This is a genomic window from Mesorhizobium sp. P160187, assembly GCF_057766425.1.
This window is the reverse complement of record NZ_JBYMDX010000002.1, coordinates 183,951-207,455: the sequence shown is the minus strand read 5'-3', so window position 1 is coordinate 207,455 and position 23,505 is coordinate 183,951. Positions and strand designations below refer to the sequence as shown.

Below are 23,505 nucleotides of genomic sequence, written 5' to 3'. Positions count from 1 at the left end.
TCGATGATCGCCGCCGCGGAGCTCCTCAGGCCGTGCCGTGCCCGACACCGGCAACGTCGTGGTCGTCAATCGCCCCGTCGCCGATGTCGATCCGAAGCTCGGCCAGTTCGCGGTGAGCTTCACTGCTATTCCGCAGTGCCCACCGAGCTCGCACAGGAGGTTCTATCAGGGCGGTCACGGCTGCACTCGTTGTCGGGTCTGCGACAAAGTCGACATGAGGCACACGGCAGTCAGAGCCATGTCACTGTTGTGAAATGATTTTCTCGTTTGGCACGACACGTGCAAGACTATCCGCAAACGCGCTGCGGCAAGGACTGAGGAGAAATCATGCCATGATCGAGCCCGCCGAACATGCAGTCGCAGCTGCGAAACCGGGCCTTTACGAGCCGACAGGACGTTGCGGTTATTTTCCATTCGACACCATACTTCACGTTATCCGGAGATGACCGTATTTGATTTCAAACCAACGCTGAATGCCCCGGACGATGATCCCTATCTTTGGCTCGAAGATGTCGAAGGAGAACAGACACTTGCCTGGGCCGCCAGCCAGTCGGCCAGGACCCTGGGGCAGTTCGGTGGAACACAGTTCAATCCCCACCACGACGCGCTGACAGCGATCTTCGAACGTCCTGACAAGGTTCCCGTGTTCGTGCGGCGCGGTCAGTACCTCTACAATTCTGGCAAAACGGCCGGAAATCCGCCCTCACTGTGGGGCCGGGACCACCATTGCCGCCTACGCAGATCCTGCTCGCCACCACGAAGCGTGGCCGAACGCGCCTACCCGGGCCACGCGCGTAACATGGTCGCAAAGCTGCAGGCCTTTGGTTATCCCGCTCACTTCTAAGTGAGTACAGGTCGATGATTGCGAGCACGGCGCAAATAGTATGTGCGCGGTCCCGCGCACACTGCGCATGAGCGCTCCGCCAATCCGCAATTTGCAAGAGTTTTCGTAGTTCAGTGCATCATTTCTGAAGAGCAAGGAGAGAATATCATGGCGAGAAAGCGAATGGGCGTGGCGCGGGGCGTAACAGCGGCCATCGTCCTGATTCTGATGGGACAGCAGGCCTTGACGGCCGAGCTTGCGCAAGCCGCGAGCGTCCCGCAGGCTGGAGCCGCGGTCACGGAATGGCCAAATCCTTGGCAGGTCCGCCTGCGCGCGTTGGGGGTCATTACTGAGGATTCGGGCTACGTCAATGCAGAGCCCGGCTCCGGCCTTTCGTATTCGAACACTGTGACGCCGGAACTCGATATCTCCTATTACTTCACGGACAACATCGCCACGGAGCTTATCCTTGGCACCACCTATGCCAACATTGAGGGCCAAGGAGCGATCGGCGCGCTGGGCAATGTCGGCAAGGTTTGGCTGCTGCCGCCCACGCTCACATTGCAGTATCATTTTACCAAGTTCGGCGCTTTCAAGCCCTATGTCGGCGCCGGCGTGAACTACACGATATTCTATAACCAGCATGCCGGCAGTGCCGATGCTCTCAAGGTTGATAACACGTTCGGCACCGCGCTGCAGGTCGGGTTCGACTACATGGTGGATCAGCATTGGGGCGTCAATTTCGACGTGAAGAAGCTTTTCCTCAAGCCAGACTTCGACGTCACTGTGGACGGCGCGAAGCAGACGGGAAAGGCGGAGCTCGATCCCTGGTTGATAGGCGCAGGTGTCACCTACCGCTTCTAACAACGAAAGGTGAAGGCAGCTGCTGATAGTCGATCGAAATGAGGACGCGCCTTGTGCGCCCTTTTTCCGCCGGCCCTGAACGGGCGACCCTTGAAGAAGCCATTGTCCCGCTTCCGGGAAAGCCAACAGACAAACCGCGCCGCCCGCAAGGGCGGCGGCCGTCGCAGCCCAAAGGGCTGCCCACGCCAAGGGGCGGGCCGAGACCGCCTGAGCTTGCCGAAGTAAAGCGGGCTCGGTTCACGAGCACCAGGTGTACGTCGTCAGGCGCGGGCGTTCCTGTCGGAGCATGAATGCCTGGAAAACCTCCTGGCCGAGTCTCATCAACCGCGTTTTCGTCCCCGCTTCCGGATTTATTCAGAATGAGGGTTGAGTAGATCGGCCGGATCGACTCCGAGGACTCTGGCGAGTTTCGCCACCGTATCAATGCTGGCGGCATAGACCGAGCGCTCAAGTGCGCTGACATATGTTCGGTCAACGCCAGCCTCATGCGCCAGCGCTTCCTGCGACAATTTCTTTTTTTGGCGATGCCTACGCAGATTGCGGGCAAAGACCTCTCGGATTTCCATGCACGAGAAGCCACCCTCTTGTCGAGCATTTCACCACGGAGTATTCTCTACAAAGATCAGAGACAACAAAGGGCGAGCGGCTGCACGGCATCATTTCGCGAGGGCAAATCCCCTGAGCCGTGAACTCAAGGACGGGAATCGTGAAGTTTGGCAGCCAACAGAGCGCACGCATCTACAGGTCATGAGCGCGACGCAATTGTGCCAGAAGCTCGCAAGGATCGATACCGAGAGCCTCGGCGACGTCGAGAAACTCAATGACGTCCAGCCGACGTTCACCACCCTCGTACTTGGCCACGAAGGATTGTGGGCGGCCCAACATATCAGCAACCTGGGTCTGGGTGGCCCCTTTGGTTTTGCGTGCCGCAATCAGCCGTTGTAGCAGCCGGCGCTGGCGAGCTGATCGAAGTGATTTCGGCATCAGACGAACCGGGCCAAGAAGGAACCGGCTCATGGACTAATCCCAGTTTCGGATTATCCCATTTTAGGATATTGTGCGGTCGAAGATCTGCGCGGCGCGGGATAGGTCTTACGGCGAGAGATGACATGGTAGACAGATTGCTCAAACCTGCTGTTGCCGACGAAGTCCCATGGGCGGAGAGCCTGACCGCTTACGACGATGAGCACTTCACGACATATTTGAAGCTCTTAGATGCATGCGCCGGTAATGCCAGCGAAGAAGAGATGGCCCAGGCGATATTGGGAATCGATCCGGTGCAAGAGCCCGCGCGCGCCCAAAGGGCGGTTCGCAGCCATCTCGCGCGCGCCCACTGGCTGGTCGTGGCGGGCTACAAGGAGCTGTTCTCTGGCCGTCAAAAGGCCTGATGGTGGCGTTATAGAAGAAGACCCTTATAACCACCGTTCATTAGCGAGCGCCCGCGTCTGACTGCACGGCGGACGCTGTCTCGAAGATGGTCACCGGGGTCGGCCCAGTCCTGCTCGACACGGGCTCTGCCGAAGAGAGCAAGGCCGATTTCGCGGTGTGATACGCCAGCGATGAAGCCGTCGAGGGCATGCAAGACTCGGCGCAACCGCGAGCTACGGGGCTCGGTCGGAAAGAATCCTGATTGCAGCCTGCCGGTCCAACAGAGGCTGTTCAGACATTCCAACGCGTTCAGGCGCTGCTTCAGTTCCTCTGGCGACCAGAGGACCGAGGATGTCAATCGCACAGGTTCGAGGATGCTGACGCCGGAAGCAGCCAGCTGCAAGCTCCTGCCACTGTCCTCGACCAGCATGTGCTGATGCCCGTCCCGCGTGACGAGCATGGAGATGCGGCAGGAGTGCCGGGCGAGATCAAGCAAGTCGACCCCGCGCGGCCGCGCCGCCGTTTCGGCCACAACGGGCAAAACATGCGGACATTGGCAGGGGCACCAAAAAACGCTCGCATCAGTTCCTTTTGAGCTCGCAAAACAGAAGTCCCCAGCGCGAGAGATCAACAGTATTCGAAGCCAGGCTGATAATGTCCATGGACCGGGCGTTCGTGCGTTCGGCACCGCGTAGCGCGTTCGCCAGATCCTTTTGGAAGTCCGGATTGCGCCTGAGGAATTCCCAGGCCCAGCCTCGGCTGGTCAGCTGCTCGACATAGCCGTAGGAGTCATCATCTTGCCAGTCTGGCCACGCACGGCCAAGTCTCGTCTCGTTCATTGCACCATTTCCAAGGAAGATTGGATCCCGAAGCTCAGGCGATCTTCATGACCGGGGTCCACAGGACCGGGCCCTTGAGCCCGCCATTGCGGCGAAGGGCTTCCAAGCTCTCTGTCGAGACGTCGAGATATCCGGCAACGGCACGAGTGTTGCCAATTGTTTGCGGATCGGACAGCCGTTCGAGTGGCCAGCCGGCGCGACGCAAGATCCGCTCTATTCGCAAATCGGTTACGGTGACGATGCTGCGCAGGCCGCGTGACAAACCAAACTCGACCATTCCGGCAAACAGCTCGTAGGTGCCAATTGCGATGCCCGCCTGTTTGGGCGCGGAAGGCGGCAGATCAAGCGCAAAACGGCTGCTTTCCCAAACACGCGGATCTTCCGGCGCTGGACAGCCGGCAAGAAGAGCGAAGAAGCTATCACGCAGCATCGTCGGTCCTGTAGTCGGCAACAGGCGCACGCAGCCGTCGATGCGTCCGTCGGGCTCACCCAGCAATAGGTAGTGGGGACGAAGCGCATCGAACGGATCGACCTCAAAGCCCCCGCTGAACGAAACGTCCCAATCAAGTCGATCCCTGAAAACGCGATACCGCAAGCGATGCATCTGTTCGAGCTCATCGCTGAACTCAGCGTAACAACCCGGCGTGATCAACTGCAACATGATGGCCTTCTCCTCGCATGGATAGCACCTGCGATTGAAGGCAAAGGCCGGAGTTGAAACAACCTGTGTATGTGCCCAGGTTTTGGAGATCAGGTGAAGAGAGATGGCCGCGACAGTGCAAGCCGAACAGCTGCCTGAATAGCCGTCTTCACGCCAAGCTTCTTCCTGGCGTTATCCCGATGATAGGCTGCGGTGCTCCGACTGATTCCCAAGATGCGGCCGATTTCCCACGCCGTCTTGCCCCGAGCCGCCCACTTCAGACACTCCATTTCCCTTCGAGATAGGGTAACGCCATCCACGGTCCTGCCGTCGGCCAGCTTGCGACAGGCATGAAGATGGAAGAAGATCGCGATGAGTTCGAGCGCGCGGTCGTATCGATTAATCACGCGAAAGAACGGTGGTCGCCTTTCATCGGAGGCGAAGGTCAGTGCTGCAAAACTACCGGTGCTGTCATGGATCGGGATCGTGAAGCCCCAGCGAATGCCAAACTGCGTCGCCTCATCCATCAATTGTCGCTGCTGCGTCGATAGTTCGAGATCAGCACCGTGCGCATCCCAGTTGAATGGTTCCTGACCACCACGCGCTTGATGAATTACCGGGTCAATCTTTTCATACCGACTGTGAAGGTAGTGAGATGTCCAGGATTGAGGGTAGGTGGAAATCAGGCGCACCTTGCGGCCCTTGCCAGGCAAAGGGAAAAGATAGGCAAAAGACGGCAAGTCGAGCGAAGAGGCAATCTCGCCCAGAGCGTTGCGCAGGCCCGTCGCGTCAGCGCTGTCTGCGATCTGCTCTACAAATCTATGAAAAGCATTTTGCATAGCTAAACTGCAGTGAGTTCTGGCCCCTCACAAAGGAGCCAAGACGGGCCGGCCAATGCGCAGCCATTCAGGGTTGAAGGCCCGGCCGGAGACTGAGCTCCGTGCCGGGCCATGCGCCTTGGGAGGGCGATACGTGCTTCGACGGCGCTGTTATCTAGGTCGGTATGCGTCGGAGCGCAATTCGGCCTGAAGCCCTTCGAGGAAGCGTTGCTATAGCGCGATCTGGCAGAGACGGCAGCGACTGATACGGCACAGATGTCGTTTCGTCCCATGCACGGGCCGGCCCACGTCCCATCGTTTCAACCAGTGACCCGCCCCTGCGACGCTCTCTAAAGACCATGGAAGAAACTACCTGTTTTTCTTCCTAGCAGTTCATCTGCGTTGATCGCCTTTTATTTGCCTCCCTGAGGCGGACAGGAGCCGGCATCAGCAACGTGTGAAAATCTTGCATTAAACTAAGGCCGAAATTAAAGTAGACCAGCTAGGATCGGTGTGCTTCTTCCAATAAAGGCTAGTCAATTCCCGCGTGACAGATCCGACTTTTCCGTCTCCGATCAATGCGGCATCGATTCGCGTCACCGGCATGATCCCGCCGGCGGTTGAGGTGATGAACACCTCGTCCGCAGCTTTAATCTCGCCGGGCCCGACATCGTCGGCCATGGCGGACATGCCAAGTTCACTGCAGAGGTCGAAAACAGTCTGGCGCGTTATGCCGGGTAGGACGCTGTGTGCCGGGGTCCTGAGACGGCCATCCTTGACGGCGAACACATTGAAGCCGGGCCCCTCAGCAATGTTGCCGTTAGTATCGACGACTAACGCTGTTTCCGCGCCATAATCGTATGCCTCGAACAACCCCTGCACAAGGTCCAGCCAGTGGCAATTCTTGATCGCCGGGTCAATCGAGGTCGGGGGAATGCGCACAGTGTCGCTAATTGCGATGTGCAGGCCGCGCTCGAGTTGCTCCTTGTTGGCGACCGACCCGAACGGCAACGCGAAAGCTATGAAGCGGTTCTCGGCTTCGCGGGGGTCACGGCTAAAAGTTGACGATGCACCACGCGTGCAGATCATGTCAACATAAGCGGAGTTATGTCCCGATAGGGAGACACAGTTCGCAAGGATTGCCGCAATCTCGGCCCGATCATAGGGCAGTTTCATGCGCAGCCGCTTCATGCTCTGGAAGAAGCGGTCGAGGTGCTGGTCGAGCCTAAAGAATCGACCGTCCCATACGTGGACGGTATCGTAAGTAACGTCGGAGTGTAGAAAACCCCAGTCCAGAACGGAAATCTTGGCTTCGGACATCGGCAGATACTGTCCGTCCATGAAAGCCACACCGTTGGGGTATCGCCGGCGGTCTCGGTGACGCTCCTCGACGACCGGCAAATCCATTGTGGGTTCGGTTGCTGCAAGTGTCATTTCTCAATCCTTCAATCCGTGTTGGGTTGGCCGGTCCAGGCACCCGGTCATCCTGCAGCCCCGCGTTGAAGGCTCTTCAGCCTTCGAAGGTCGGCACGTAGAGTGTCGGTACAATTCCCCTAACTCGGACGCGATATAAATTACCAGCCTGTCCACACCGGCAGACTTAAGCCAAATTTTTCCGCCCAGACGTGCAAGTTGGCCGCGCAGAAGTAATCGCAGTCTCTGCGCATAGAATGTGACCAAAGAGACGCTGCACACGCAAAACGCGCTTCAAAAGAGTGCTCGAGTTGATAAAAACGCATCAATCGGATTCTGCAAACAAGAAATTGAATACAGCTTGACGACCGCTAATATGACGGCGAGATCATCATGATCGACAGCTCCTTCCGCCTTTGCCAGCACGCTCTCCAGCCCGATGCGATCCTGCTCGCGGACTGCGCCAACGACAGCAATGTCATTCGAGTGCTGGCGGCAGAGCGCAAGACATGGGCGACATCCCGTCGAGGAAACCCGGACAGGCAGCTTCCCGTTCAGCGCATCGGTCTATAAGCGGCGTTATCTCGTCGAACGATATTTCAACAAGCTGAACTCTTCCGGCGCTTCGCACACGCTTCGATTGCAGACCATCCGCTATGTTTCATGTCTCTCGCCGCCGCAATCATCTGGAGCCGATGATTGTCGACTGCTCTAGAGCATGCGGTCGAAGCTGCGTCATGCCGGAGGCGCTGTGAGGTGGGGCGAATGGTGCCTTTATTGCAAAGAAGTCGCAAAATCTGCTCTGCCATTTCGTTAAGCCGGATCGTTTGATTCAAAGAGCGCGTGACTTGCAGATAGCATACCACCCTATAGCTAGCCCGACTCCGGGAAGGCCAGTGTGGTTCGCCTCAGGGCCCAAGCGAACAATCGCCGGTAGCCGCGCAGCTGCAATCGCCGGCGGGGGAGTTCGAACCTGCGGCGGCGAGCCTCGACGGACTGCTCATGCCGGGGCCCCGAGACCTTCGGGCGAGCGAGACCATCGTTCTCGAAATGCACCTGGCAGGAGCCAAATCTGTTCGACGATACTTAAGCGGTAGGGGACGACCTTAACCTTCGGAATTCGAGCGCATCTATTAGAGCTGCGCTCGGTAATTTGGAATATGCGAACAAGGGCTTCATCATGTCATACCGTGTTCTTACCGCCGAGTTCAGCCACGAGACCAATACCTTTAACAAGAACCCCACCGGCTACGAGGCATTCAAGAGGTACTTCGTCTATCTCGGCGACGACGCCATCAAGGAGCGCGGCCAAGTTAATACCGAGCTGGCCGGCTTTTGCGACTGCGCGCGCGACTTCGGTTGGAAGCAAACGCATGTTCTGAGCGCTGCCGCCGAACCGGCCGGTGCCGTAACTCGTGATGCTTTTGATCGCTTGGGCGGAGCCATCGTAAAAGCCGCCGGTCAACACAGGGAGAAGTTGGATGGCATCCTGCTTGCGCTACATGGCGCCATGGTCACCGAGTTTTGCGAGGACGGAGAAGGCGAGTTGCTGGAGCGGCTGCGTGCAGTGGTCGGACCGGACATGCCTATTGCAATCGTGCTCGATCACCATGGAAACGTGACGCGGAAGATGTGTGAGCTTGCCAATATAATCGTGTCTTACAAGACTTATCCCCATTTAGATATGCGCGAGTGCGGTCGGCATGCCAGCGCGATTCTTCACCGCACTATGAAGGGAGAAATTCGACCACGCACATTGCGGGTACACCGTCCAATGTTGGAAGAAGTGAATTGCGGCCGCACCGATGTCGGTCCGATGGTCGATAGGATAGCCAAATCCATTGCCTATGAGAAAGAGCCTGGTGTCTTCGCAGTCAGCATCAATACCGGGTTCGCCGAAGCCGATATTCGCGAGATCGGACCGACGGTCACGATAACCTATGAGGGCAACGAGGCCAAGCACCGCGCCTTCGCTGAGGCGATCGCCGATGATATATGGCAAAAGCGTTTTGAAGTTTTGAATTCCTATATCTCGGTCGAGGAGGCGGCGGATTTCGCAAAGGCTTACGGGCGGGGTGCAGGCCCCCTAATCATAGCAGACTATGCTGACAATCCCGGTGGTGGTGGCTATGGCGATTCGACAAATCTGTTGAACGCGTTGATGGACGCCGGAATTACCGACGCGGCCTTTGGACCAATGGTTGATGCAGAAACAGCTAAGAAGCTGCATGGCCACACAGTGGGCGACCGTGTGCAGGTAAAGCTGGGCGGTAAGTTCGATCCGCGCTTCGGAGGGGGGCCCTTGGAAATCGAAGGCGAGATTTGCCTGATCAGCAATGGTTCCTATACTTGCGACGGCGAGATGCAAGGCGGATTGAGTTTTTCATGGGGTCGAACTGCAGTCTTGCGCGTCAAGGGAATCGACATTCTCGTGGTGAGCGAGCCAGCTCAAATACTGGACCTGCAGCAATTTCGTGCATTTGGGATTGATCCCGCCGCTAAGACTGTAGTCGGCCTGAAGTCAATGCAGCATTTCCGCGCTGCCTTCGAGGCAATTGCCGGCAAAGTCATTGTTTGCGATAGTGGCGCTCTCACCACACCGAATTGGGAAAAACTGCCCTATCAGAATGTGCCGCGGCCAATCTTCCCACTTGATCGCGACATGCGCATTTGAGTCGGTACTGCCTCACCCCAAATACATCCCAAATACCAAGCACAGAGGCGCCGACGCACCCGTTTCTCCTCCATGACGACCGAAGGAGAAACGGGCACCTCATCCACTCGCCACGGAGGATGATCCGCCCTATATTGCCAGCTACCGACCTTTTAAAACCCATTGCGCAATCCTTGCGCTTTCCTCATAGCATGTGACGGCGCGGCGCCCATGGGGCTGCAGCTCGTGACCGCGGGGAACATGGCTTTTCGGAGGGAATATTTAGACTAACAAGCGGCGCGGCGTTATTATCCGCCTAGCGCCGTACGAACGGTCGTCTTAGCCAACACAAGGCAAGGATCAATCACCGGTACATCGATTCCTGCATCCAGGCCGACAAGGGCGATTTCCGAGCAGGCGAGGACGACGGTTTCCGCTCCCCGCTCTGCCAACGCATCGATGAGGCCCAGGATCTCGAATCGGATTGCGTGACTTATGTCGCCAGCGGTGATCCGGCTGAGAGCGAGCATCAACCGGCCAAGCTCATCGTCCGTTTGTAAAACCGGGATTAGGTCAACACTGGCAAGACGTTCCTGATAAAGGTTAGACCTAAGGCAGCCGTCTGTCGCCAGCAATCCTACACGCCTGCACTGCGGCGTATCGGATCGGATTGTTCTCACTGTCTCCTCGATCATGCTGATGAAGGGAACCGCAACTGCCCGTCGCAATTCGTCCTCATAAACGTGAGCAGCATTGCAAACCATAACTACTAAATCGGCCCCAGCTGTTTCGAGGCGCCTACCGCCCGCGGCAAGTGCAGCGGCCGCACTCGGCCCGGTGCCGAGGATGGCCGCGTTAATATCAGGAACCTTAGGATTGCAGTCGACGATCATGTGCAGATGGTCGCGATTGCTCTTTATCGGCGTATGCTCCAGAACCGAATTCATGAAGGCGACGGTGGCCATGGGACCGAGCCCGCCGATAATTCCGACCGTTTTTGGCGACATAACAAAACCTCGAAGTCTTATGGACACGACCGGACGCCGGGAGCGCGCTCTGTTGCCGCCCGAATACTAACCTTTGCATTTCACCGCCGAAACGCCGGTACGCGATGCCGGATCAGAACCGAGCCACGCTAGTAGGCGGATAATCGCTCGCTTCAGCCAGGTGTCTCGGGATGTCTGTAGCTGGAGCGCGCACATGACAGGCTACGATCCGTCCGTCGGCCATCGGCACCAAAGGCGGCACGTCGATGCGGCAACGCTCGACCGCGAGCGGACAGCGCGGATGAAACGTGCATCCGCTCGGCGGATTGATGGGGCTTGGCACTTCGCCCTCGACCGGTGCGTCCAGCCGAACCTGCGTCGGATCCGGAACCGGAGCTGCCGCGATCAGCGCCTCGGTATAAGGATGAACTGGCTTGGCAAAGAGCGCGTCGCACGGCGCAAGCTCGACGATCCGCCCCAGATACATGACCGCGACGCGATGCGCGATATGCTCCACGACGCTAAGGTCATGCGAGATGAAGACGAAGGCAATGCCCATCTGCTGCTGGAGATCCAGAAGCAGATTCAAGATCTGTGCCTGCACGGATACGTCAAGGGCTGAGACTGCTTCGTCGGCGATTATGAGCGAGGGCTTAAGCGACAGGGCGCGTGCGATGCCGAGCCGCTGGCGCTGACCGCCCGACAATTCGGATGGCAGCCTGTTCATCATCTCGGGCGACATTCCGACCTTTCGGAGAAGATCCGCGGCAAGTGCCTGGCGTTGCTTGCGGCTGAGGCGCTCGAAATTCTCGACGGGTTCAGTGATGATCTGTTCGGCGGTGAGGCGCGGGTTGAGTGACGAGTAGGGATCCTGAAAGACCATCTGCATCCGACGACGCCACGCGTGAAGCGCGTCCTTCTTGAAACCGGCAATATCGGTCCCATCGATCAGCACGCGCCCGCCCGTCGGCTCCACGAGCCGCATCAGGAGCCGCGCCACTGTCGACTTGCCACAACCGGATTCGCCGACGATACAGAGCGTCTCGCCCGCCTCGACGGAAAAGGATACATCCTCCACCGCCCGGATCATCGGGATGCTTTTCTTGAAGATTCCCGCACCGAGCGGGTAATGCTTCGTCAGACTCTCGACTTTCAGCAGAGGACCGTTCATGCGGCTATCACCTCTTCGGCGCGCCAGCAAGCCGCAGCGTGACCCGGCCTGACATCACTTAGGATGGGTGTCTTCTCGCGGCAAATATCGATCGCGAACGGGCAGCGAGGAGCAAAGCTGCAGCCCATAATGGGTTCGCGCAGGCTCGGCACGATGCCGGGGATTTCCGGAAGGCTGCGCTGTCGGCCACGCCGCCGGTCAGGCACCGATCGCATGAGACCCTGAGTATAGGGATGCGCCGGGCGAGCAAACAAATCTATCACGTTCGCTTGCTCGACTATGCGGCCAGCATACATGACAATCACGCGTTGGCATGTCTCCGCCACAACACCCAGATCGTGTGTAATGAACATGACAGCCGTTCCCGTGCGCTCTTTCAGATCCACGATCAGACGCAAGATCTGTGCCTGGATGGTGACGTCAAGCGCGGTCGTCGGCTCGTCGGCAATCAACAGTTCCGGTGAGCAGGCAAGAGCCATGGCGATCATTGCGCGCTGGCGCATGCCACCCGACATTTCATGAGGATAGTTGCTGACGCGACGCTCGGGGTCCGCGATGCGGACGAGACGCAGCATCTCCTCGGCCTTTGCCATGGCAACGGACCGCGAGGCCTTGGTGTGGATCTGAACCGCCTCGGCGATCTGGTGACCGACCGTATAGACCGGGTTCAGGCTCGTCATCGGCTCCTGGAAGATCATGGCGATCTGGTCGCCGCGGACCTTTCGCATCTCCTGATCGGACAGCTCAAGCAGGTCGCGCCCGTGGAAGCGAACCTCGCCGCCGACGGTCCTGGCGCTCAGCTTCGGCAGCAGGCGAAGGACGGAGAGAGCGGTGACGCTCTTCCCGCAGCCCGACTCGCCCACGACGCCGAGCGTCTCGCCTTTCATGACCTGGAAGCTGACGCCGCCCAGGGCGCGCGTGACACTTTCTTCGCCGTAAAAGTGGGTCTCAAGGTTTCGAACGTCGAGAAGCACATCGTTCCCTATGGTTTGATGCATCTGCATGTCAGCGCCTCCGCTTCGCGCGGGGGTCGAACAGGTCGCGCAGGCCGTCGCCGAGCAGGTTGACGGCAAGCACCGCGACGGCAAGGCAGATTCCGGGGGCGAAGATCGTCAATGGGGCGATGGCGAGGTATAGGCGCGAACTGGCGATCATGTTGCCCCAACTCGGAATCTCTGGCGGCACGCCCACGCCGAGGAAGCTCAGCCCCGCCTCCGTCAGGATCGCACTGGCGCATACAGTAGCGCCCTGGACCATCAGCGCAGGAATGGTACTCGGCAGGATATGCCGCCACAGCACCTTGGGCAGGCGCGCACCGCCGCAGATCGCGGCCTCCACATAGGGACGCTCGCGAACACCCAAAACCACCGAACGAACAAGCCGCGCGACGGCTGGCGTCTCGGGGATCGCGATCGCGACGATGAGGATGCCGATGCCGGGACCTGTCAGAGAAATGAGCGCAATCGCCAGCAGAATGGTCGGGATCGACATCAGGCCGTCCATGACCCTCATGGCGACGTTGTCGAAGCTGCGGCTGTAGCCGGCGATAACACCGATCAGAGCCCCGGCAAGAGCCGCGCATGCCGCCGACAGCAATCCGACCATGAGGGATATTCGGGCACCGAAGATCGTTCGGGCAAACACGTCCCGGCCCAGATTGTCGCTCCCGAACCACATCTCGGCGGAAGGCGGCTGGAGGCGCTTGAATGGATCCATGTTCACCGGATCTCCGGCATAAAGGGGGGCGGCGAGCGCCAGAATGATCAGGAGCGCCAACAGGCCGCCGCCGACCAGGACCAGCGGGTGCCGCCTTGCCAGGCGTGGAAGGTCGGATAGCTGGAGCCGACGCATCGGCACGGATTCAACTGGTGCGAAGATGAGGCTCATATCAGTACCGGATCCGTGGATCGACAAGCGTATAGGCCAGATCGACCGCGAGATTGATAAGGACGTACAGACCCGAAGTCAGGATGAGTACGCTCTGGATTATGGGATAGTCGCGATTGTTGATCGCATCGACGACCAGACGACCGATACCGGGTATGTTGAACACCGTTTCGGTGAGGACAACCCCGCCGATCAGATAGGCGAAGCTTATGCCGATTACGGTCAGGATCGGGACGCCGGCATTCTTCAAGGCATGGTGAAAAAGCATGGCATAGGATGAAGCGCCTTTGGCGGCGGCCGTTCGCATGTAGTCTTCCGACAACACCTCAAGCATGCTCGCCCGCGTAACCCGCGCGATGAACGCAATGTAGCCGAGCCCCAACGCTACGGTTGGCAGGATCAGGTGCACAAACCAAGGGCCGAGGCCACCATCGATCGGGACGTATCCCTGGACCGGCAGCCAATGCATCCTGATGGCGAAGAAATATATGAAAAAATAACCGATGACAAAGACAGGGACGGAATAACCAAGTGCCGAAAAGGCGGCGAGGAGGCGGTCGACGAGCCCGCCTGTTCGCCACGCGGCAACGATGCCGAATGAGACCCCCACCGTCACCGAGAGGACCATCGTCAAGATCGATAGGGATAGAGTCGGCTCAAGCCGCTGCGACATGAGCTCGAGAACCGGTCGTCCGGCAAAGATCGAGGTGCCGAAATCGCCGCTGAGCATGTCGCGCACCCAACGTATGAACTGAACCGGCATGGGATCGTTCAGGCCCAGCTTTTCGCGGATGCCGGCGACTATCTCCGCCGTGGCCGACTTGCCGGCGATGATCGCCGCTGGATCGCCTGGCGCCAGCCTGAGAAGCAGGAAGACGAAGATCCCGACCATCGCCATGACGGCGATGGTCGAAACCAATCTGCGAAGGATGTACGCACCCATCAGGCAGAGGCTTTCTGCATGTTCCACATCGGAACATAATCCGGCATGCCGATAAGGCCGTTAAGCGTCTGGCGGCGTGCGATTGGGGCAACAACCCGCCCTAGAAGGACCTCAGGAACGAGATCCCAAGCAATTTGCTGCATTTTGCCTGCGAGCGTTTTGCGCTCCTCCATCGTTTGGACAACGGCCCATTTCGCGCGAAGAACCTCATATTCGTCGCTGCTCGGCCAACCGAAATAACCTTTCTCCCCATTCATGGAGAGATCAGCTGTACCTATCGGATCCCCCCGCGAGAAGTCGGACTCACTTGTAATAAAGATGCTCCAGCCACCTTCGTTGACTGGGCCTTTATTTGCCCGGCGTGTGACGAGCGTACCCCAATCCATCGCGGCAAGCTCAGCATTAACGCCGATCTTCCGCAACTCGGACGCCAAAACTTGCGAGGTGTTGCTTGCCTCTGCCCAGTCTGTCGGCTGCAGAATGATAACCTTCTCGCCTGTATAACCAGCCTCGCTAAGGAGTTGCTTCGCCTTCTCCGGATTGCCTCCCTTTTTGAACCATCCGGTATTTTCGTCATTAGATACGGGGTTACCGCCGCCAAAGAATGACTTGACGGTACTCGCGAATTGAGGGCCGGGGGAAATAACCTGAAGAAAAGCTTCCTGATCTACAAGGTGAAGCACTGCTTGGCGCATTTTGACATTGTCGAACGGCTTTTGCAGACAATTCATACGCAGGAAATAAGCCCAGCCAGATGCATTGAGAACTTGCAGCGCCAAATTCGGATCACTGTCTATGACAGGGTAAAGATCGGCGGGTGGCGCCTCAAGGTAGTCAATCTCGCCCGCCTGCAAAGCCGCCAAAGCGGTCTGCTGGTCGGCGATAACATCCCAGATGATGCGACCGACCTTTGCGATCTTCCCGCCAGCGAATCCGTTAGATGACTCGCTGCGTGGCACATAGTTTTCATTCCGGTCATAGACAACACTGACCCCGGGCTTCGCCAGGGCATGATTGAAGACAAAAGGCCCTGATCCGATGTTCGCGTTCACTGGGTCGGTTGCCGGTGTAGAGGCATCTTTTTCTCGCATTATATACAGATCTTGAGACAAAATAGTGGGAAGTAACCCGAGAGGCTCCTTTAAAACTATCTTGAACGACCTCTCGTCCTTTTTGGAAATGTCACTTGCACGCGTCATGAGTAATTGCCCACCGGGTTTGACTTCCCCCCAACGATGGATCGACGCAACACAATCGGCCGCCGTGACAGAGGCGCCGTCGTGCCAGCCTAAGCCATCCCTCAACTCGAACGTATAGGTCTTCTTGTCATCCGAAACGCCCCACTTTCCCACCATCTGAGGTTGCGGCACGAACGTGGAGTCGTTTGAGAACAGCGTATCGTAAACGGCTAAGGCATGGTCCAAGGTTAAGTTGCTCGTGGTCACAACCGGATCGAAGATGGTCAAATCACCCTTCACCATGTGGACTGTCCGGTCGGCGCTTGGCGATGTCTGTGCCCGCAAGACCGGCGGGAACGATAAAGCCGTTCCGACGGCGATACCCGCCTTGAAGAGATTGCGTCGAGAAATCGTCATCTTTCAATTCCCCTTTTAGAGCCATTGGCGGTTGATTCGCCAATTGTTGCGTCTGCCGATGCCACAATTGGCGGCGACATACTGGGAATGCTACCACTTGGGTGAGAAAATTTGCGTCAAAACGGGACGGCTGCTGAAATGCGAGGCGCACCAAGCCGCGTGGTCTGAAATGTCTTGGCGCTCTGGAACGCAATCGGCGGCTCGTCCCCCGACACCCAAGCCACTCGATGTCTCAAGCCATTTAGCCTCGTATCCGGGCCAGAACAAAACCTGCACATGCACTCGGGAGCAACGCTGGGCGGCCTATGAGAGACGCCGATCGGCGCCGCAGCAGCTAACATGGCTCGTTGCTCGAACTCAGATAGCCCAGTGTCGAGTGCCGTCGGGGATTGTAGAAGCGCTCGATCTAAACTAGTCGAGACATCGACCCCGGCGGCATCTCGGGTCCTGTAAACTGTGCGCACTGTCTTGAGCGAGAGAAGAAGCTTTCCATGGCCGCATTATCCCAGACGATGCTCGCCCGAAGATCGCCGAGGCCGCCACCACGACCGTCAACGCGCTTCGTCGAACTCGAGAGCCAGGAGCAGTTGAACTCCAGACAATTTATCGAGTGCGTTCGCGCCTGGTACCGAACCATCAACTCGTAGGCACGCTCGGCATTCTCGGCCGCGGCTTTCTCGCTGTTCGCAACTCCTTCACCTTGTAGGCGCAAGCCGAACCGCGGCGACGGACACCGCGCTCGCCCGGCGCGCCGGCCTTGAGAGCGAGCAGCCTCTGCTTTGCCGCCACCAGCGCCGGGCGAGCCCAGAAGTAGTCCTGCTCCTTTGTCAGCAGATGCCAGATCAGCACGGCGAGCTTGCGGGCGACCGCCACGGCTGCGACCTGATGACCACGCTTGTTGCGGATGCGCAGGAAGAAAGCCTGAGCGGTCCGGGCGCCTCGCCGCCGCCCAGGCGGCCTCGACCGGCGTGGCGCGGGCATGGAACGCCCATGTTTGCTGATCCGGCCATATTGGGCGATGCCAAGACCGGATTGGCGCACACGCGGATTGAGGCCGAAGTAGCTCACCAGCTTCTGTGGTTCGCAGAACCGCCGGATGTCCCCGACGGCGGCGATGATACCGCTCGCGCCGATGGCGTTGACGCCGGTGATCGTCTAACAGGCTGTTGAAGAAGTGCTAGCGCAGGCGTTAGTGGCGTGATTCACTGCTCCCCGGAAGAATGGGGATTTGCGGATGCGCGGATTGGACGAGCGGACAGGTTCGCTGTTTTCGTATGTCGACCTTGAGGCGCGGGTGCGGCGAGATCATCCGCTTCGGACGATCCGAGAGATCGTCAACACGGCTCTTGTGGAGATGCACGGCGATTTTGCGGTGCTTTATCCGCCTGGGCTCGGCCGCCCGTCGATCGCGCCGGAACGGTTGCTGCGTGCGATGCTGTTGCAGGCCTTCTACGGCATTCGCTCGGAGCGTCAATTAATGGAGCGGATGGAGTTCGATCTTCTGTTCCGCTGGTTCGTAGGGCTTGGTGTTGACGAGCCGGCCTGGGATCATTCGAGCTTCACCAAGAACCGGGATCGGCTGTTGGAAGGTGAGATCGCGGCAAAGTTTCTGCGCGCGGTGCTAGCGCAGCCAAGGGTGAAGCGGCTTTTGTCGTCGGATCACTTCTCGGTGGACGGCACGCTGATCGAGGCTTGGGCTTCGATCAAGAGTTTCCGCCGCAAGGATGGCGGCGACAACGGCCCGGACGGTGCTGGCCGCAACGCCGAACGGGGCTTCCATAAGGAGAAGCGCTCTAACGACACACACCAAAGCACGAGCGACCCCGAAGCGCGGCTCTACAAGAAGGGCGATGGTCAGCCGGCGAGGCTGTGCTACTTGGGGCATGCGCTAATGGAGAACCGTCATGGGCTGGCGGTCGATGGCGGCATTACCCAGGCGACAGGCACGGGTGAGCGTGATGCCGCGCTCGCCATGTTGGACCGCAGACCGTCGCGGCGGCGCATCACGCTGGGCGCCGACAAAGCCTATGATATCCGCCAGTTCGTCAAGGATCTGCGTGAGCGCAAGGTCACACCGCACATCGCCATCGACGGCCATCTGAGCAAAACCGGCAAGCCTCGCGTGACGGCGATCGATGACCGCACGAAACGCCATCCGGGCTATGATGTCAGCCAGCGCTGCCGCAAGCGGATCGAAGAGGTGTTCGGTTGGATCAAGGCCTCGGCCGGCATGGCCAAGGTTAAGCTGCGAGGATGCGCCCGTGTGAATGCTGCCTTCACCTTGAACTTGGCGGCCTACAATCTGATCCGCCTGCCCAAGCTGCTGGCGGCCCCGGCATGAGCATCGTGGCCCGCTGGCGGATCGTTGAGATGCCCGACTATGTCGAGGACTATCTCGACATGATGGAGCCAGCCTACATTGAATTCGCGGCCGATGGCTCCGGCGAATTCGCCTTCGGCTGCGTTACGGGGCAGATCTTCGGCGCGGGCCACGGCAACAACGTCGCCTTCTCCTGGCAAGGCAATGACGAAATGGACGAGGCCCAAGGCACTGGCTGGGCTGAAATCCAGCCAGACGGCTCTATCAACGGACAAATCTGCTTCCAACGCGGCGACGAAGCAGACTTCATCGCCCGCAAATGGACTTCTTCAACAGCCTGCTAAAGCCGCGGGACTTGTACATCATCAACCGCTTCCCGGGAGATGTCGCGATCGAGGTCAGTCAGATCCTCGGCCAGGCGGTCGATCTCGCGGAAGTGGCGAGCGATAGCAGCCCGCTCGTCGTCGGGAAGCACCTGCCGCTCAAGCCAGGCGCGACCGCGATTGTTGAACAGATCGGCATGCGGGCACTTCGGCACGAGGTGCGCCTGCAGGATGCCATGCACCTCGTTCTTCACGCGCGTGCAATGCCGCACGACCTGATTGCGCCGCGCGACGAGACGGCGAAGCCGCTCGGTCCGCTCGTCGGGAACCCACACCTCCGGCAGAAAGCCGCTGGCATGGAGCTGCGCCAGAACCCCGGCATCGATCTTGTCCGTCTTGATCCTGGCATGGGCGATCGCCTTCACCTGCATCGGATTGGTGACAATCACCCGGCCGACGAAGGGCGACGGAACCCGCACCACCGCCATGGCGTTGCCCGTGGCCTCGACGACAACCTCCTCGGTCCGTCGCAAACTGCGGCCGAACCCTTTCAGTCCCGAGCGGGTCATATCGACCCGTCCGTGACGGCGCAGCTGGCCGTCTTCCCAAACCACCACCTCGGCAAAGGTGCGGTGGATGTCCATTCCAATCACTCGTCTCATCCGCTCCTCCTCAAACGCTCGGGAGCCGGCGGCGACGCGACACCTACGGATACGCGCTCTCGGCGCAACCTCGCAGGTCGCAGGGGCGGCCAGCTACTAACGCGAGCTCGCAGCTCATCGAATACATCGGCCTGCCCGCACTTGGCGCGCTCCCGGTGCCCCTGTCCCGGATGGTCGCACCATACGCCGAAAATCGCTCATCTCTAGCAGGGGACCAGATGGCACCCTCATGATCATACCGGTTACGAACTCAATAGAGGCGATGCGGCAACCAAGTTGCTCTACCGGATCTTGAACCGATCGGAGAAAGACTAGAAAATGCCGTAATGTTCAACCGCCCGCCCGCACGGAATTCCTGACAATCCCATGTCGCCACACGCAGGTCGACCTCTATCCCGGCATTGGTGCGGGCGTGGCGCCAATTCGCCGATCTTTGCCCGCTCAATCGAGCGGATCGCGCTGGACACTCTCACGCCGACCTTCAAGACCCGCGACCGAAGATCCTCACTCCATGCTCCTCCCACCGTCCACCTCCATCGAGGTGGATGTTGAACCAGCACAAAACGCAGCAGTCACATCACAATCGAGTTCACCGATTACCGGACGTGCTCTAGATAAGAAGGGTCGGAGTGGCGTTATAGTCTAACGGCCAAATAGGCCGGTTCACAGCCTTGTATGGAAGGTCCTTGACCCCCATGCCTAACAATCCGCTACTGGCAACATAAATCACCTTCTGAGAGATTGGACCATACGCCGGCAGAAACGCGGTGCTCGTTTTTAGCACGATGATCTTCTTCAACAGGGGATCAATATCCACGTTGGTGAACAACTCTAGACCGAGCGCTTGCGTTCGTTCATTGGATAGCACGACATCTACTCCACCAATGCGCACTGCGGCACAGTCGCCGAGCGAGGCTCGGGTGGGGCCACTATATTGCCAGCATTTCCGCTTCAGTCCAATTACCGACACATTCGCGTCAATGGGCACTCCTGAAATAATACCGATTTTTCCACCAATACGCAGAGGAAAGCTGGCACCCACGCCCGCTTGAAAGCAGAGGCGCACAGCGATAGGATCCCACAACGGACCTAGAGCAGCGCCTTCCACTCGATTTTCAATGAGATATTTCAAAACATCTGTGTTGTCTGAACTAGCTCCGCCACCGGCGTTGTCGTGGTCATCTACTATGACAACGGGAGCACCCACCATAGAAATCGCAGAGGTGACGCCATCGGCAATTGACATCGGTGCATCGGGCGCATCTGCTCGCATGGAAATAAATTCCACGCCAATTTCCTTCGCAAGCAAATCTCCTGTTGCTTTATCGTTGTCCGTAACGACAAGGACTCTGCTCCCCATCTCAGGTACGTCTGAAAGCGCAAACCCATGACCAAGGGAAACGGACAGTACACCGCCTTTGCCCTCCATATCCTGGATCCGATCTATAAGTTTTCGCATCCGCGGTGTCTCTGACAAATACCAATGAAGTTGCCGGCAATCGAACAATGACATTACCGGTTCGATTTCTCCTCGGATGGTTCGCAGAACCAAGTCGAGTAGCTCGTGAGCACGCTCGACCTGATCGATATGCGGGTATTCCTTGTAAAGAATTATGATATCCGCGACGTTGACGCGCTTTATGGTCAAGTGGCAATGCGAATCCAGCTCAACCCCAATGACGCACTTGGGACCTACAAGTGATCGGACCCGTTCTAGCAGGTCGCCTTCCACGTCGTCATAGCCATATGCGATCATTGCGCCGTGAAGACCTAGCAGTACGCCGTCCAAAGGCAGCGCTTCTTTAACCTGATCTAGGATCTCATCGCGCATGAACTCGTAATCTTGGCGATTTGTCGGGCCCGCAGCTTCAGCAAAGAAACAACTACCTTGGATCAAAGTGAAGCCGTCAGCCTCCGCCCTACGGCGAGCGACCCACAAGGGCTCGGCACACCAGATTGGCGCCTCTTCGGGAAGCTCGCCGGGACGAAGAAAGGCTCCCTCTTTGAAATCTGCAATGCCGGTCGGCATCGGGGAAAAGCTATGAGTTTCAGTACCAAGCGTTGCAGCAAATAATCGCATCAAGAGCGATCTCCCTAGAGAAATATCCAAGGGCTAAACCTAGCGCTGGCCGAGGAACGATGTCCGTCTAAATACTGCCTTCGCTGCAATGCAGATTTCGTGGAATTGGGTTGTTTGCAATTTTATCCCCTTTCCAATGAAGTACGTGCCGTCATTCTTTTGGTCCCGGTAGGAACGATCGTTGCCCATCGCCCCGCGTCAGTTCGTATGTGCGGCATTGCCGCTTACGGCTCCTATCGTGAGTTGTGTCGGTGAGCCGAGCATCTGGATGCGGATGTCGTCAGTCGGCACGGTGGCAGATATTTGCGCAGCAGCTTTTGGAAACAGTCCCGAGGCATGCGGCGTCACTGGCTTCGACGCACCAGCGCGTGTCGCCAAGCTCGACCAAGCTCCCAGCGGAACCCTCCCAGCCGTCTTAAGAGGCCTGTGCGCGGAAGCATTATGCGTTGCTTTTGTTTGTTCTTTTCGGCTTCCAGGGTAAAGGGCACACTGATATCAGCGCCGACGTCGTCGGCTGTGTCTTCTGACGCTCTCGTGCAAGCGTCAAGGGTGTTTTTGCTGCTGTCCAGCCATAGGGATGACGATGACCTTCAAGCTGCGTTTCATATCGCATGCGATGGCGGTGTGGCTAATTTGAACGCCTGCCTTTGCAAGCCATCGCATCCGGCGAAGGAGCTTCGTTTCCAGGTTCCGAAAATCTTCGATCCGGCCACGAATGCAGTGGATTAGTTGGGTTCCAGGCCCCAAGCCGTGCCAGTGTTTCGGCTTCATCCCGTCTCCACATACCGGAGGCGACGATGCGTGACGTCCCACCCTTGGCACGCACCGCGTCGCCAAAATGGTTGCCGCGAATAGGCAAGCATCTCGGCGGGGTTGTCAGGCAGAGCATCGGGACAAGCCTTGCCGTCGTCGATGTTGGCGGGCGTGATGGCGATCTCCTCGACCAGAGCTGCATTGGGTGTCGGCACCGACATGGGCCTTGAAGCCATGGACCGCTGGTCGGCCCTTATGCTTGACCCAATGGCCCTCTTCGTCATCCTCACTGGCCGAGGCGATGATTGCCGCATCGACAAGTGTACCGGCCTTCATTTGAATCGCCTTGGCCTTGAGCTGGCGGGTGATCTCGTCGAACAGCGTCTTGTCAGACCATGGGCCACAAGGGCCCTTCGAAAACGCACGAAAGCCGTTCGCTCAGGTGTTGGCTCTTGAACCGAAAGCCCGCAGAACCGTGGGAACGATCTCTGTCGTCCAGCGCCTTGACACGCTGACGTCGGACAAGTTGTACCAGATCGACAGCAACATCGCCTTGGACAAGGCCTCTGGCGCCCAGGCAGACTCGCCCTTCGCAGAGCAGGAAACCACACAATGGGCCTGATCGATCGGCACCCAGTCAATCAGTCTGGCAAGCGCATCCAAAGACGAATGCTGGCCGCGATCAACATCAAAATCAAGCTTTTGCTGAAAAATGCGCCGAGGTGGCATCGCATCCCTCAATCCATTGTACTGATTGGAGACTCACAGATCAACACACCAGTCCAGAGACACCCGCGCACAGGTCTCTTAGATTGTCTGGCAGCGCATTTAGCAAGCGGTGTTTGCGGTTCCATCGGACCGCATGGAAGGGAGGACCTCAAGGCAATCGCCGACGCCAAGATCAATACGGATAAGATCGATGCGAGGTGCTGGCACTTCTGCTCAGAGCCGACCTGGCACCCGAGGCCTGGGCTCCCGGCAAACGGGCGCGAGAACTGCGTGTCGCCCTTCGCCTAACGGATGTTCTACGTGCAGCTGCGCACGATGGCGACCGGATCGTCACGATGTTTGATCGCTATCCGGAGCAGACGGCCCAGTTAAAGAAGCTCGGCGACCTGTTCGCCAAGACCGGCAACCTTCAGTTGGCTTGCTCCCTCATCACCGCGGTCGGTCCGTTGCCGGCCGTAACGGGGACGGGCAAGCACCGCTTCCAGCTCCGTCTCGAGCATCGTTTCGATGAAGCCGCGCACCCGCTCGCGCAGGCCAACTTCGATCAGATCAAACCAGTTGTCGAAAAGATAGTTCGTCGCCTCATCCCCAGGATGAACGGCTTCGGCATTCATGTTAGTCCTTTGTCAGGCGTGGTC

General features: G+C 58.4%; 26 protein-coding genes and 4 pseudogenes. 8 read left to right on the top strand and 22 right to left on the bottom strand.

All coding sequences use genetic code 11. The features are described from left to right. Positions 1 to 442: 442 nt before the first annotated feature. Together AC3CCE_RS02245 and AC3CCE_RS02240 are read left to right on the top strand one after the other, a co-directional pair. Complete coding sequence (locus tag AC3CCE_RS02245; protein ID WP_352627256.1) at positions 443 to 844, top strand: hypothetical protein; 402 nt, start codon at positions 443 to 445, stop codon at positions 842 to 844. A gap of 147 nt (positions 845 to 991) precedes the next feature. After that, positions 992 to 1,687 carry an OmpW/AlkL family protein gene (locus AC3CCE_RS02240; protein ID WP_488377081.1) on the top strand — a complete coding sequence of 232 codons (696 nt, stop codon included), beginning with the start codon at positions 992 to 994 and terminating at the stop codon, positions 1,685 to 1,687. Between the two features lie 350 nt (positions 1,688 to 2,037). On the opposite strand, the gene AC3CCE_RS02235 is transcribed toward AC3CCE_RS02240, so the two are convergent. After that, positions 2,038 to 2,253 (bottom strand): helix-turn-helix domain-containing protein, encoded by a 216-nt coding sequence (locus tag AC3CCE_RS02235; protein WP_023707814.1) that lies wholly within the window; start codon positions 2,251 to 2,253, stop codon positions 2,038 to 2,040. Positions 2,254 to 2,425: 172 nt separating this feature from the next. Further along, the gene (locus AC3CCE_RS02230) at positions 2,426 to 2,704 is read right to left on the bottom strand and encodes a helix-turn-helix domain-containing protein (RefSeq protein ID WP_348528084.1); all 279 of its coding nucleotides are present in this window, start codon (positions 2,702 to 2,704) and stop codon (positions 2,426 to 2,428) included. Positions 2,705 to 2,796: 92 nt separating this feature from the next. Between AC3CCE_RS02230 and AC3CCE_RS02225 the strand changes: the two genes are divergently transcribed. After that, the gene (locus tag AC3CCE_RS02225; RefSeq protein WP_023671869.1) at positions 2,797 to 3,075 is read left to right on the top strand and encodes a DNA -binding domain-containing protein; all 279 of its coding nucleotides are present in this window, start codon (positions 2,797 to 2,799) and stop codon (positions 3,073 to 3,075) included. A gap of 8 nt (positions 3,076 to 3,083) precedes the next feature. Here AC3CCE_RS02225 and AC3CCE_RS02220 read toward each other — a convergent pair whose 3' ends face one another. The 5 genes from AC3CCE_RS02220 to AC3CCE_RS02200 all read right to left on the bottom strand — a co-directional run bounded on the left by AC3CCE_RS02220 (position 3,084) and on the right by AC3CCE_RS02200 (position 6,786). Then, positions 3,084 to 3,485 carry a DUF2285 domain-containing protein gene (locus AC3CCE_RS02220; RefSeq protein ID WP_488377090.1) on the bottom strand — a complete coding sequence of 134 codons (402 nt, stop codon included), beginning with the start codon at positions 3,483 to 3,485 and terminating at the stop codon, positions 3,084 to 3,086. A gap of 151 nt (positions 3,486 to 3,636) precedes the next feature. Further along, positions 3,637 to 3,894 (bottom strand): transcriptional regulator domain-containing protein, encoded by a 258-nt coding sequence (locus AC3CCE_RS02215; RefSeq protein WP_352448044.1) that lies wholly within the window; start codon positions 3,892 to 3,894, stop codon positions 3,637 to 3,639. A 34-nt stretch (positions 3,895 to 3,928) separates the two neighbouring features. Continuing rightward, positions 3,929 to 4,555, bottom strand: a complete 627-nt coding sequence (locus AC3CCE_RS02210; protein WP_352627259.1) for an acyl-homoserine-lactone synthase — start codon at positions 4,553 to 4,555, stop codon at positions 3,929 to 3,931. Between the two features lie 89 nt (positions 4,556 to 4,644). Beyond that, positions 4,645 to 5,373, bottom strand: a complete 729-nt coding sequence (locus AC3CCE_RS02205) for a LuxR family transcriptional regulator (RefSeq protein ID WP_352448046.1) — start codon at positions 5,371 to 5,373, stop codon at positions 4,645 to 4,647. Between the two features lie 450 nt (positions 5,374 to 5,823). Beyond that, entirely contained in the window at positions 5,824 to 6,786 is a 963-nt protein-coding gene (locus AC3CCE_RS02200; RefSeq protein WP_352448047.1) for an aminotransferase class IV, read from the bottom strand. Between the two features lie 372 nt (positions 6,787 to 7,158). Between AC3CCE_RS02200 and AC3CCE_RS02195 the strand changes: the two genes are divergently transcribed. Both AC3CCE_RS02195 and AC3CCE_RS02190 read left to right on the top strand, forming a co-directional pair. After that, entirely contained in the window at positions 7,159 to 7,338 is a 180-nt protein-coding gene (locus AC3CCE_RS02195) for a hypothetical protein (RefSeq protein ID WP_352448048.1), read from the top strand. A gap of 607 nt (positions 7,339 to 7,945) precedes the next feature. Further along, the gene (locus tag AC3CCE_RS02190; protein ID WP_352448049.1) at positions 7,946 to 9,439 is read left to right on the top strand and encodes a M81 family metallopeptidase; all 1,494 of its coding nucleotides are present in this window, start codon (positions 7,946 to 7,948) and stop codon (positions 9,437 to 9,439) included. Between the two features lie 287 nt (positions 9,440 to 9,726). Here AC3CCE_RS02190 and cuyB read toward each other — a convergent pair whose 3' ends face one another. The 9 genes and pseudogenes from cuyB to AC3CCE_RS02145 form a co-directional block, all read right to left on the bottom strand. Beyond that, positions 9,727 to 10,425, bottom strand: coding sequence for a cysteate racemase (gene cuyB, locus AC3CCE_RS02185; RefSeq protein WP_352627268.1), 699 nt, complete (start codon positions 10,423 to 10,425; stop codon positions 9,727 to 9,729). A 112-nt stretch (positions 10,426 to 10,537) separates the two neighbouring features. Next, positions 10,538 to 11,575: an ABC transporter ATP-binding protein gene (locus AC3CCE_RS02180; protein WP_352627262.1), complete on the bottom strand. Its 1,038-nt coding sequence runs from the start codon at positions 11,573 to 11,575 to the stop codon at positions 10,538 to 10,540. Continuing rightward, positions 11,572 to 12,579 (bottom strand): ABC transporter ATP-binding protein, encoded by a 1,008-nt coding sequence (locus AC3CCE_RS02175; protein ID WP_352448052.1) that lies wholly within the window; start codon positions 12,577 to 12,579, stop codon positions 11,572 to 11,574. Before AC3CCE_RS02175 ends, AC3CCE_RS02180 begins: the two co-directional genes overlap by 4 nt. 1 nt (position 12,580) lies before the next feature. Further along, a complete protein-coding gene (locus AC3CCE_RS02170) occupies positions 12,581 to 13,462 on the bottom strand; it encodes an ABC transporter permease (RefSeq protein WP_352448053.1) in 882 nt (293 codons plus the stop codon). Position 13,463: 1 nt separating this feature from the next. Then, entirely contained in the window at positions 13,464 to 14,405 is a 942-nt protein-coding gene (locus AC3CCE_RS02165) for an ABC transporter permease (RefSeq protein WP_352448054.1), read from the bottom strand. Next, positions 14,405 to 16,000: an ABC transporter substrate-binding protein gene (locus AC3CCE_RS02160; protein WP_352627265.1), complete on the bottom strand. Its 1,596-nt coding sequence runs from the start codon at positions 15,998 to 16,000 to the stop codon at positions 14,405 to 14,407. The genes AC3CCE_RS02165 and AC3CCE_RS02160 overlap by 1 nt, the downstream gene beginning before the upstream one ends. A gap of 334 nt (positions 16,001 to 16,334) precedes the next feature. Further along, a pseudogene (locus AC3CCE_RS02155) lies at positions 16,335 to 16,523 on the bottom strand (hypothetical protein); the annotation flags it as partial. A gap of 113 nt (positions 16,524 to 16,636) precedes the next feature. Further along, the gene (locus tag AC3CCE_RS02150; RefSeq protein ID WP_488377080.1) at positions 16,637 to 16,981 is read right to left on the bottom strand and encodes a hypothetical protein; all 345 of its coding nucleotides are present in this window, start codon (positions 16,979 to 16,981) and stop codon (positions 16,637 to 16,639) included. A gap of 60 nt (positions 16,982 to 17,041) precedes the next feature. Continuing rightward, a pseudogene (locus tag AC3CCE_RS02145) lies at positions 17,042 to 17,098 on the bottom strand (hypothetical protein); the annotation flags it as partial. A 136-nt stretch (positions 17,099 to 17,234) separates the two neighbouring features. Here AC3CCE_RS02145 and AC3CCE_RS02140 point away from each other — a divergent pair. Beyond that, a complete protein-coding gene (locus tag AC3CCE_RS02140) occupies positions 17,235 to 18,341 on the top strand; it encodes an IS5 family transposase (protein ID WP_488377079.1) in 1,107 nt (368 codons plus the stop codon). Further along, positions 18,338 to 18,664, top strand: a complete 327-nt coding sequence (locus AC3CCE_RS02135; RefSeq protein ID WP_352627330.1) for a hypothetical protein — start codon at positions 18,338 to 18,340, stop codon at positions 18,662 to 18,664. Before AC3CCE_RS02140 ends, AC3CCE_RS02135 begins: the two co-directional genes overlap by 4 nt. On the opposite strand, the pseudogene AC3CCE_RS02130 reads toward AC3CCE_RS02135, so the two are convergent. The 5 genes and pseudogenes from AC3CCE_RS02130 to AC3CCE_RS02110 all read right to left on the bottom strand — a co-directional run. Further along, a pseudogene (locus AC3CCE_RS02130) lies at positions 18,664 to 19,305 on the bottom strand (IS110 family transposase); the annotation flags it as partial. The gene AC3CCE_RS02135 and the pseudogene AC3CCE_RS02130 sit on opposite strands and share 1 nt — an antisense overlap. Positions 19,306 to 19,915: 610 nt before the next feature. Further along, positions 19,916 to 21,385, bottom strand: coding sequence for a M81 family metallopeptidase (locus tag AC3CCE_RS02125; protein WP_352448069.1), 1,470 nt, complete (start codon positions 21,383 to 21,385; stop codon positions 19,916 to 19,918). A 543-nt stretch (positions 21,386 to 21,928) separates the two neighbouring features. Next, positions 21,929 to 22,156 (bottom strand): hypothetical protein, encoded by a 228-nt coding sequence (locus AC3CCE_RS02120; protein WP_352448058.1) that lies wholly within the window; start codon positions 22,154 to 22,156, stop codon positions 21,929 to 21,931. Then, positions 22,153 to 22,359, bottom strand: coding sequence for a hypothetical protein (locus tag AC3CCE_RS02115; protein ID WP_488377078.1), 207 nt, complete (start codon positions 22,357 to 22,359; stop codon positions 22,153 to 22,155). The genes AC3CCE_RS02120 and AC3CCE_RS02115 overlap by 4 nt, the downstream gene beginning before the upstream one ends. Positions 22,360 to 22,576: 217 nt before the next feature. Next, positions 22,577 to 22,867 carry a transposase gene (locus AC3CCE_RS02110; protein WP_488377077.1) on the bottom strand — a complete coding sequence of 97 codons (291 nt, stop codon included), beginning with the start codon at positions 22,865 to 22,867 and terminating at the stop codon, positions 22,577 to 22,579. Positions 22,868 to 23,014: 147 nt separating this feature from the next. On the opposite strand from AC3CCE_RS02110, the pseudogene AC3CCE_RS02105 reads away from it, so the two are divergent. Further along, positions 23,015 to 23,286: pseudogene (locus AC3CCE_RS02105) on the top strand (IS110 family RNA-guided transposase); the annotation flags it as partial. Here the strand turns inward: AC3CCE_RS02105 and AC3CCE_RS02100 are convergent. Then, positions 23,236 to 23,481, bottom strand: coding sequence for a hypothetical protein (locus AC3CCE_RS02100; protein WP_352627479.1), 246 nt, complete (start codon positions 23,479 to 23,481; stop codon positions 23,236 to 23,238). The pseudogene AC3CCE_RS02105 and the gene AC3CCE_RS02100 sit on opposite strands and share 51 nt — an antisense overlap. Positions 23,482 to 23,505 lie beyond the last annotated feature (24 nt).